This is a genomic window from Pantoea coffeiphila (assembly GCF_016909495.1).
Classification (GTDB): Bacteria; Pseudomonadota; Gammaproteobacteria; order Enterobacterales; family Enterobacteriaceae; genus Erwinia; species Erwinia coffeiphila.
The window spans coordinates 1-8,769 of sequence record NZ_JAFBFW010000018.1 but is presented as its reverse complement, the minus strand read 5'-3'; the positions used below and the strand labels follow the sequence as shown (position 1 = coordinate 8,769).

The 8,769-nt window shown below is 55.0% G+C and carries 17 protein-coding genes; 1 reads left to right on the top strand and 16 read right to left on the bottom strand.

The window, feature by feature from the left end; genetic code table 11:
- Together JOE09_RS25910 and JOE09_RS25905 are read right to left on the bottom strand one after the other, a co-directional pair.
- On the bottom strand, positions 1 to 515 hold a 515-nt coding region (locus JOE09_RS25910; protein ID WP_205067842.1), incomplete at its 3' end, for a DNA cytosine methyltransferase.
- Complete coding sequence (locus JOE09_RS25905) at positions 515 to 1,405, bottom strand: phage N-6-adenine-methyltransferase (RefSeq protein ID WP_205067841.1); 891 nt, start codon at positions 1,403 to 1,405, stop codon at positions 515 to 517. The genes JOE09_RS25910 and JOE09_RS25905, both read right to left, overlap by 1 nt.
- A gap of 718 nt (positions 1,406 to 2,123) precedes the next feature.
- On the opposite strand from JOE09_RS25905, the gene JOE09_RS25900 reads away from it, so the two are divergent.
- Positions 2,124 to 2,387, top strand: coding sequence for a hypothetical protein (locus JOE09_RS25900; RefSeq protein WP_205067840.1), 264 nt, complete (start codon positions 2,124 to 2,126; stop codon positions 2,385 to 2,387).
- Between the two features lie 6 nt (positions 2,388 to 2,393).
- Here JOE09_RS25900 and JOE09_RS25895 read toward each other — a convergent pair whose 3' ends face one another.
- The 14 genes from JOE09_RS25895 to JOE09_RS25830 form a co-directional block, all read right to left on the bottom strand.
- Positions 2,394 to 2,606 (bottom strand): hypothetical protein, encoded by a 213-nt coding sequence (locus tag JOE09_RS25895; RefSeq protein WP_205067839.1) that lies wholly within the window; start codon positions 2,604 to 2,606, stop codon positions 2,394 to 2,396.
- Positions 2,603 to 2,827 (bottom strand): hypothetical protein, encoded by a 225-nt coding sequence (locus tag JOE09_RS25890; RefSeq protein WP_205067838.1) that lies wholly within the window; start codon positions 2,825 to 2,827, stop codon positions 2,603 to 2,605. Before JOE09_RS25890 ends, JOE09_RS25895 begins: the two co-directional genes overlap by 4 nt.
- A 36-nt stretch (positions 2,828 to 2,863) precedes the next feature.
- Complete coding sequence (locus JOE09_RS25885) at positions 2,864 to 3,091, bottom strand: hypothetical protein (RefSeq protein ID WP_205067837.1); 228 nt, start codon at positions 3,089 to 3,091, stop codon at positions 2,864 to 2,866.
- Positions 3,081 to 3,857 carry a hypothetical protein gene (locus JOE09_RS26250; RefSeq protein ID WP_338049397.1) on the bottom strand — a complete coding sequence of 259 codons (777 nt, stop codon included), beginning with the start codon at positions 3,855 to 3,857 and terminating at the stop codon, positions 3,081 to 3,083. Before JOE09_RS26250 ends, JOE09_RS25885 begins: the two co-directional genes overlap by 11 nt.
- Entirely contained in the window at positions 3,854 to 4,048 is a 195-nt protein-coding gene (locus JOE09_RS25875; protein ID WP_205067836.1) for a hypothetical protein, read from the bottom strand. Before JOE09_RS25875 ends, JOE09_RS26250 begins: the two co-directional genes overlap by 4 nt.
- Positions 4,045 to 4,524, bottom strand: coding sequence for a class I SAM-dependent methyltransferase (locus tag JOE09_RS25870; protein WP_205067835.1), 480 nt, complete (start codon positions 4,522 to 4,524; stop codon positions 4,045 to 4,047). Before JOE09_RS25870 ends, JOE09_RS25875 begins: the two co-directional genes overlap by 4 nt.
- On the bottom strand, positions 4,517 to 5,032 hold the full coding sequence (locus JOE09_RS25865; protein WP_205067834.1) for a hypothetical protein: 516 nt from the start codon (positions 5,030 to 5,032) through the stop codon (positions 4,517 to 4,519). The genes JOE09_RS25870 and JOE09_RS25865 overlap by 8 nt, the downstream gene beginning before the upstream one ends.
- On the bottom strand, positions 5,029 to 5,655 hold the full coding sequence (locus JOE09_RS25860; protein ID WP_205067833.1) for a hypothetical protein: 627 nt from the start codon (positions 5,653 to 5,655) through the stop codon (positions 5,029 to 5,031). Before JOE09_RS25860 ends, JOE09_RS25865 begins: the two co-directional genes overlap by 4 nt.
- A 102-nt stretch (positions 5,656 to 5,757) precedes the next feature.
- Positions 5,758 to 5,952 (bottom strand): hypothetical protein, encoded by a 195-nt coding sequence (locus JOE09_RS25855; protein ID WP_205067832.1) that lies wholly within the window; start codon positions 5,950 to 5,952, stop codon positions 5,758 to 5,760.
- A 99-nt stretch (positions 5,953 to 6,051) separates the two neighbouring features.
- Positions 6,052 to 6,561: a hypothetical protein gene (locus tag JOE09_RS25850; protein ID WP_205067831.1), complete on the bottom strand. Its 510-nt coding sequence runs from the start codon at positions 6,559 to 6,561 to the stop codon at positions 6,052 to 6,054.
- Positions 6,561 to 7,085 carry an HD family hydrolase gene (locus JOE09_RS25845; protein ID WP_205067830.1) on the bottom strand — a complete coding sequence of 175 codons (525 nt, stop codon included), beginning with the start codon at positions 7,083 to 7,085 and terminating at the stop codon, positions 6,561 to 6,563. The genes JOE09_RS25850 and JOE09_RS25845 overlap by 1 nt, the downstream gene beginning before the upstream one ends.
- A complete protein-coding gene (locus JOE09_RS25840) occupies positions 7,082 to 7,273 on the bottom strand; it encodes an ANR family transcriptional regulator (RefSeq protein WP_205067829.1) in 192 nt (63 codons plus the stop codon). The genes JOE09_RS25845 and JOE09_RS25840 overlap by 4 nt, the downstream gene beginning before the upstream one ends.
- 41 nt (positions 7,274 to 7,314) lie before the next feature.
- Positions 7,315 to 8,016, bottom strand: coding sequence for a single stranded DNA-binding domain-containing protein (locus JOE09_RS25835; RefSeq protein ID WP_205067828.1), 702 nt, complete (start codon positions 8,014 to 8,016; stop codon positions 7,315 to 7,317).
- Positions 8,017 to 8,030: 14 nt separating this feature from the next.
- Positions 8,031 to 8,681 (bottom strand): ATP-binding protein, encoded by a 651-nt coding sequence (locus tag JOE09_RS25830; protein WP_205067827.1) that lies wholly within the window; start codon positions 8,679 to 8,681, stop codon positions 8,031 to 8,033.
- Positions 8,682 to 8,769 lie beyond the last annotated feature (88 nt).

Here is an 8,769-nt window from a genome sequence, read left to right as displayed (position 1 = left end):
CGGTCAATCTGCAACGATTCGCACACCTCATCCAGAGCCGGGTGGTCTGCGGCAATACCAGCGCTGAGCATACCGATGAACGCCTCAAAGGTTTCGCCGGTACGTGCCGGGTCTGGACGATCCTCACCAACAAGCAGCGGCCCCCATGTCCTAAATTCCTCCACGTTTTCCAGCATCATTACGCGCGGGCGGGTGGCTAGCGCCCAGCGCAGAACAATCCACGCAAGTCCGCGGATCTCTTTTTTTACGGGCGTGCTGCCTTTGGCTTTACTGAAGTGACGGCAGTCCGGTGAGAACCAGGCCAGGCCAACAGGCGCGCCGGCGGTCGCGGCGACAGGATCGATATCGAACACCGATTCGCAGTAGTGCAGGGTGTCCGGGTGGTTTGTCGTGTGCATAGCGATTGCGTTCGGGTCGTGATTGATAGCGATGTCCACGCTGCGGCCGGTAGCCATTTCGATGCCGGTGCTAGCGCCGCCGCCACCGGCAAAATTGTCGACGATGATTTCTCGCATTATGCGTGTTCTCCGAAGGTTTCTGTTAATGCCTGGGCGGCGATGAGGATTGAATTGCTAGGCTGGCGCTCCAGCAACATGGTGTTGATGTGCTGCATTACTTTCCGGTAGTGAACCGGCGGAAGTTCGTAAATGCGCTCGATCTGCTCAGCAATGAGCTTGACTTCATTGGGCCACACGTCATTCACCGCTGCTGGCGCTGCTGGCGCTGCTGGCGCTGCTGGCGCTGCTGGCGCTGCTGGCTGCAAACGTAACGCCGCCCGCTCTATTTGACGCAGGAATGCGGCGCCACGCGCCTCCAGATCGTCACGGCTGACATAGCCGAACCGCTCACCGCGCCATGACTTATCGAACACAGCGATCGCCGCGCCGAATCCGGCTGACGATTCCGACGGTTGCCCGGGCGCTGGCCGGTACCACTCCGGCAGGTCAAAGCTGATGCGGCCGCGGATAAACGAAACGTGATCCGCATCTTCCGGCCACCACACTTCGCCTGTCGCTGCTTTTATCAGGAACACGTACCGGCCGCCCAGCTCGCGCATCGCCAGCGTGTAGGCCATGATGTGGCGCATGCCAGTGATGTACTGGCCGTCGTGCTGGCTGGCGCGGGAATAGGGTGGGTTGGCGTAAGCGGCACCGCGTAGCTCCACCAAGCGAGCGCTCCAGTCCTGTGTCAGGGCGCTATCCTCTGCACTGTAGAACGCCTCGCACTTGGCATTGCTGGCGTCGGCAAACAGGTCCAGCACGAACGGGCCGAACATGGCGTTAATGCCCCACCACAATTCGTCGGGGCTTCGCCACTGGTCGCCAATTTCCTTGAGCTTATGCGTGGGCTGAGAGCGCAGGGCATCCAGTGCCGCGCAATACGGATTTATTTGATGAACGGTCATTGTAATGTGCCTCGGCAGCCGGGTGGCCGGTCAGGAGAGTTTGATTTGGTAGTAGGTGCAGAAATCGAGAACGTACGGGCATTCGAAGGGGCTTTCGGTGCCGTTTATAACGTCGCACCCGCCAGCATGAAGGCAGTTGCAGTGCTGGCAGCTGAGCCGATTTTCCCAGCAGTTTTTCGCCATCGCGTAGCCGTTGCACTGGCCGCCGCTGAACCGGTGCGGGAACTCATACGCGGAACAGCGGCATGTGACCTGCCTGCCGTCCCAGTACGCTTTCCCTCCGGTAGTTGAGTTTGCATAGACTCACCTCGTCAGATATAGCTCCGTAGTTAACGCCGCGATAAGCAGCAGGAGCAGCACAGCCGCCGGGCGGATGCTGGCATAGAAAATATGGTGGCGCGCGAGGTGGCGCCGGATTGTGTTTTTCATGGGGAGAGGGCGTAAAAAAACCGCCGGAGTGGCGGTTGCTTAAAGTTTTAGTTGTTCATCATGAAAGCTTTTCTTTCCCAAGCATCATATGCTGAGTTCTTTGTAATTCCAGTTACTTGATGGCGACCTGAGTCATCATGTGCCACCCACACAGTCTTAGACTTTTGATAACATAGAACTTTGAATTCCTCACCATCGATATTGAACAGCCTGTATTCTTCCATAATGATTTTTCTTTACCTATACATGTTAGAGTTAAAAAACCTACCCACCTTAAGGCAATTACGTTATGCGCGGAATTATCATCAAAGCCAAAGATGTAGAAATTGAGAACGAAAAGCGCTGTTATCTAGTGCGATTTTCTGAAAATGAGTATGCGGTTCTATTCTCGCCAAATACAATCACATTTTCGGAAGGTTCTGTTTTGCATGATGAAAAAGGATATTGGCTTATAGAAAATTACGGTAGCCTGCAAGTTTCACTCCCGGATTTAGTTTCGAAGGATGAAGCTGAAAAGCATTTCAGTTCTCTCAATGGTTCGAAGGATTTATAAAATTTTTTATAACGCAATTAATCTTTTGAGTTCTCTTTCATCCTTAGTCGCATAGCGCCAGCTGTACCCGCGGTGTGTTTTCGCCCGGCCACTAATGGCCTCCTTGATACCGGAGCGGTTAAACCCCGGCGCGTAGTAGGCCGATGGAAAATACACCTGCTGGCCGGTAACAACGTTGGTGCCGATGACCGCCATCTGGCGGGAGGGGATCTGACTCATTGCGATAGCTCCTTATCCACCTGGCGGATGTAGTACGACAACCAGCGTTTAGCCGGGAATGTACCGGGCGGCAGGCAGGAAATTGATTTAGCGTGATGATCGAGAAGGGCGGTGATAATGCGGTCGTGCTCTGCTTTGGGCCTGCCATCAATGGCTGTTTTGATTTCGTTCCTGCATTTACGCGCTACGGCCCTTAGTGCGTTTTCCGCTGCTGGCGTCATACATTGCTCAGCGCGGCTTTGCGTTCTGCGGGGGATTTAGCCATCGTCATCATCCCAATCGTCATCATCATCACCGCCAGATAGCAGCGGATTCATGGCAAACTCGACCTGCTCGGCGTAGCCGTTACGGCCAAGATTGCGCAGCACGCCATAAACCGAGAACATCTGCGTGCGATCGGGGCCAACATCGAGTGAACAGGCATTTTCGTGGCAGGCCTTAGCCAGTTGAGCGATTTGCTCGAAAATCTGCTGTTTAGTTTGCATCACCACCTCCCGGCAATGGCGGATCAAGCCTGTATTCGCACGTCTGGTAGGTGTGTTCTGAGTGGTTGTAGTGCTTGCCCTGCGCATCGAACCCTTGAGCCTGCTGTACCACCACACCCCACGCAACACGGCGCACATCTTCATCCCATCCGTCGTCGCGATCCTCGCGGTAGCCGTCTATTTCTTCCTGCGCGGTGTTGATTGCGTCCTGCTTGTTTTTGAAAAAGTCGAATCCGTAATCCGGTGAGAATGCGAAATATGTAACATTATCCGGCGGAAAAACTGCGGCAGGGGCGGAGGCGTAGAGTGGAGTTGACCCTATGCCACTAATCCCTTCCGCATTCGCAACATAACCACCATCTTGAGTTAACTGGTCACCTCCTCGCGCATGGAGAACCCACGCCACCGGCACAGCATCATTCCGGCGCTTTAGCTCTGCGCGTAGTCCGTAATTCTCATCTGTAAGTGTTGTGTTTCTAACGGCTGTTCGACGCTCAATCTCCGCGTATTCATCACGATAACGCTGCGCCGCCTCAAGTTGCCGCTTCAGCTCTCCGTTTTCTTCAGCGAGGGATGTAGCAGCCTCCCAGTTCACCGCCTGTTCGTGCTGAGCCGCTTTCAACTGGTCAATCAGCTTCACAAGGCATTGCGAGCTGAACTTAGCGCTCAGCGCATCAGTAGCCTTATCCCAGGCCTTAGAGCCCTGCTCGGCGTCAGCTACGGCTGCAGCCAGGGTGCGTAGTTTATCCAACGTGATTGCTTTCACTGTTTCACCTCTTTGCAGTAGGCGCCGTCAGGCACTGCGGGAAAATCGTCGCCCCAGCCGCCGGTGTGAGAACGAACATCAGCCAGCACCTGCTCGCAGACGGCCATGGATGGCATCGGTGTGATGCTCCAGGCGCTGCCGTCGCGCACCGGGGAGGCGAGGATCAGGAATACGTAGGTAAGGGTGCTCATGCCGCCAACTCCTTCATGAAGGCAATCCAGTGGGTGTTAGCGCGCTTGCCGGACGGATGACCGAATGCGGGCTTCTCCGGCGTCAGCGCCAGAATTTCCCGCGTGGCGATCTGCGTTTCGTTCCACTTGAAAATCAGCGTGCCACCGGGGCGAAGCACCCGAAACGCCTCACGGAAGCCAGCCGCGAGGTCATCGCGCCATGTTGCTTTGTTCAGCACGCCGTATTTCGCGCGTAGCCAACTGGTTTCCCCGGCATACTCCAGGTGCGGCGGATCGAACACCACCAGATTGAAAGTCTCATGCTCAAAAGGCAGGGCGCGGAAATCAGCGAGCATGTCAGGGTTAATATCCAGCCCGCGGCCGTCACACAGAGTGTGTTTTTCCCGGCGGATATCACAGAATATGACGCGCGGATCTGCGCGGTCGAACCAGAACATGCGGCTGCCGCAGCACATATCGAGGATGGTTTTAGGCATTGCTGGCCCCCAGGGAATCAAGCCATTCAAACACGTTCCAGTATTTGGACCAGTCCGGTTGATCGTATTGGTCAGCCTCTTCATTCCACTCGCCAGCAAATGGATTTTCACATACTGATGTGAGCCACAAGCCGATAGCGGCGCAGTCGGGGTTACCCTCAAAAATCTCAGCGATTCGTGGCCAGTGGTTGACGTACCGTTCATCAACAGGGAAATCTTGCAGATAAAGGCGAATGCATTTCGCTGCGCGGGAATAATCTTCACGCATGACGATCATGTTGTCGTAAGTCATCGCCAAGACAGCGCGGTTGTGTTCAGGGATATCCTTGCGCTTAGGCAATGGCCAGATTTTATCTATTTCCCAGCTATAGGCATTTCGAGCCATACCCAGATAGCGTACAGCCATATCATTCCAGACTACCGGGCCGCTGCCCCATCCGTTATTCAGCTCTTCAATCTCTTCGGATTTTTCGCCTGGCCATACAGCTATTACAGTAGAGTAGCTCATGGCTGCACCTCCCCGGCGCGGATACGGGCGGCGTAATCTTCAGCATCATCAACTGTTAAATCGCAAACAAATCCGCTTTGTGATGTTGCGTATACGACAAACCCCTCAACCGCCCGCGCACCCACTTCGCGCTTTATTTCCTCCATGTGGCGGCTAGTCGCAGCAACCAGATCATCAATATCGCCGGGGATGAACCCCTGTTGCCTGTAGGGCAGGATGTTTTTGTAGATGATGGTTTGTAGCCGATCATTTTCTACTGCCAGAAATTTATTCTGCTCTGATTTAAGATCGCTCTCCGCCGCCAGCGCCCGCACCTTCGCATCCATCTTCGCGCATTCCTGGAAATTACTGATCGCTATGCGCTCCTGCTCGTCACGATCTGCACGCAGAAACTGCAACTGCTCATTCAGCCGCGCAACCTCTGCGGCGTGTTCACGACAGATCGCATTCAGCACACCACTCACCCTGGTAGCCGTGCTGTAGTCTTCAGAGCCAAAATATTTGGCACCACTATCCGAATCGACGACATCCCACGAATCAGCTCTTTCGTCATCGTCTTCGCATGAATAGCCGCTTCCGTCTGGACCAGTGCGAACACCTTCTGTAATAAATACTCTTCCCATATCTCTCTCCCGTCGACCGCAGTCAGCCAAAAATCCAAACGCACAGCAGCGTATAAACGCAGCCCATGAACATGCCGAAAAGGTAAATACCGAGTGGGTGCATCATTTCTGCATCTCCGGATCCGGCGGCAATGATGTGTGCGGAACCGGCACGAGCGTCACCGGACCGTTCTCCGAAGCGGCGTTAAGCGCAAAGAGTGCTACGGGCAGCTTCATTTCCGCCGGTATCAGGATCGCCAGCGTTTTGCCGCTCACATTCAGCATTACGCTGACGTTTTTGATTTCATCAGGTTTCACAGTGAAGCCCTCGATAGTCCGCAGCTGGTGGCCGCACGCAGGCGCACCGCACCGAATGCGGCGGCGTTGGCTGGCGGTCAGGAGGCGGAAAGGGTGGGTTTATTTGGTGGCAGCAGTTTTGGCTTGCTGATATTCGCTGCCGAGTATTTCAATACCGCCGGCAGTGGCATCTGGTTTGGCCCCGGTATTGAAGTAGATAGCATCGCCGTGACGGAAGTAGGCACAGCCGGTGAGAAAAAGCATTCCCCAGTCCAGGCCTACCGATTTAAGAAACGGATCCCGGTTCACATCAAAGCCCGGTTTTTGCACGGCCCATAACTCGACCAGCGCTTTGTGATCGGCACCCATTCCTTTTGGTGCTTTAGCCCGTGGCCAGCATGAAAATCCAGTCTGCTCGGTCGGTTTCGTCCACAGCGCCGGATCAAGATATGCAGCACCATCGAAACGGACGCCAAAAAGGTATGAGCGCGTCAGGTCGCTTTTGAACACCGGTTTAGCACCGAACAGAGCCGCAAAGGTTGTTGCATGCTGGCGCAGTTCCGTTTCCTGCTTGTGCATCGCGTCCCACGCGGCCAGAGCCTCTGGCGAGATGAATTTATAAAAGCTCACTAAATACCTCCTTTCAGCTCGTTGTAACGCTGAAGAAACTGGACGCGCGCTTGACGTGGCGTAAGCGGGTAGATCATGAAATCTGCGCACTCGATGCCTTCCAATACCGGCCATGGCGTTCCGTCGTCCATATCGAAATCGCGGCGCTCGGTGGCCAGCATAATCAGGTCCGCGCGCTTAACCTGCGTTGACATTGTGACGGGCAGGTCGAACTTACCCCGGATAAACTGATCGACACGATGCTCAATCACTTGGTAGTCGGGAAGAAACGCTTTCAGTGGCGAACTGACATCACCGCAGTAAGCTTCTGCGGCGTCGTGCAGCAGCGCCTCTAACGCCATTTCTGGCGGCACCAGGCGGCTGACGTACACCGAATGCTGCGCCACGCTGTAGAAGTCCTGCACGTGGCCGGTAAAGCGGCAAAGATTCGACAGAGCACCGGCAATATCCTCAATGGTAATGGTCTCCGCATCGATATCGGTAAAGCTGAAGTGCTTGCCGGAGAGTGTGTTAATCCAGGTCATTGCTGCTGATCCTTAATTGCTGCGCGGCGGGCCATGCCAGCGCAGAACTCTGCGCGCAGCTGGTACCAGGTAAAGTTGTTGCCAGTTGCATGGCGTGAGGCTTGCAACCAGTGATGAGCGGCATCAGCGAAAAGGCCGTCACGCTCTTTCTGCGCTGCTGATTGTGCCGAGCTATTTGGCAGTGGCATAGATACTCCAGAAAGCCCCGGGCGGGGCTGATTGGGTGGTGTCAAAAGGGAATGTCGTCGTCGAAGTCCTGCACTGGCGGCTGATTCTGCCCAACATTTCGGGAGCCAGCGTTTTGCTGCAGGCGTGATTGCGTCTGGTTATTCTGCTGCCCACCCAGCATCGAGCGCTGCTGATTACCTGCCGGACCACCGGCAGGGCCAGTTCCAGCCGGTTGGCGCTCGTCTTTGTCGCTAAGCGAGGCCACCAGTTTATCGACCGTCTCAGCTGGTAACCCTTCAATGCCTTCTTTGTAGGTTTTGCGGGTTTTAGTGCCGAACGCCTGGCGGATCTCGAAACGGTAGCCATCGCCGCCGGCGTTCTTGGTGTAGAGCACTTTCTGAAGAACGAACCCGATCGGCTTGCCTTCCAGCTCTTTGCAGTGATACTCCGTTTCGTTCTGGTCGTTCACCACTTCGGTGGCGTGAAGAGCCTTGACGCCTGTCAGGCCCATAATCGCCTGAATCATGGCATTGCCACCCTGTAGAGGGTTGCCATCGCGACCGACATAGGACACACGGAGGAAATTAATTGCGCCAACGTCGGCATCCAGCGAGAACTCCATCGACTGCGATTGGGAATTAGCATCGCGGGCGCTGGTGAAAAGAGCCGTACGGATGATGCCAGCGTAAGCACCAGATTCTGACGCGCCGGACGGTCCGGCCTTCTTGGCGTCTTCCTGGTTGAAGGTGAAGATTGGTTGCATAGTGATTTAACCCCTTAATTCAATTCGTAGTAGTCCCGGATCGCCGTGTCGACGGCGTTCAGGTCGTTGTCTATCTGGAAGCTTTCAAACAGCCCGATCGGCGATTTAACCGGGTCGGTGCCGTCTGACTGCGTGGTAAACTGGTAGCGCCCATCAGTGACCTGAGTGCGCAGGGCGATGGTGAACATGCCCTCAACGGTGATTTTCTCGTCCAGCATCTTGCCGATGGTTTTCATCTTGATGCGGCCGGCGGCGGTTTCTTCCGTGTGAGCCAGGAAGTAAACGATCAGGTCTTCTTCTGCATGCTGGGCGGCTTTCACCACATCCCACGCACCGCCGCCGATCTCCGTGAATTTCTCGAATGATTTTTCACTGCGGCGCCGCATGAACGAATTACCCATCACGTACTGAAAATCGTCGATAACCACATACTTCTTACCCGCTCTGCGGGCAAAATTAATGATGGTAACGAGGTCAGCAGCGAGGTCGGTGTGAAAGACGTTGCCTGTTTTCGCTGCAAAGTCGCGCGGCTTCCACCCCTTCGACTTAAACGGAAGTCGCTTATTTTCCGGGTTAATGAGAAATCCCTCTTCGGGATTCAGGTTCATCATGCTGGCCGTCTTGCCGGAGCCTGAATCCCCCAGGATAAGCACCGGGATACCCATATCAATCTCCCTGCAGGTAATGCTGCATCGTGAATTTCTGGTCCTCGTCGAGGTCCATGTTTGCCAGGCACCATTTCAGATATCCGCG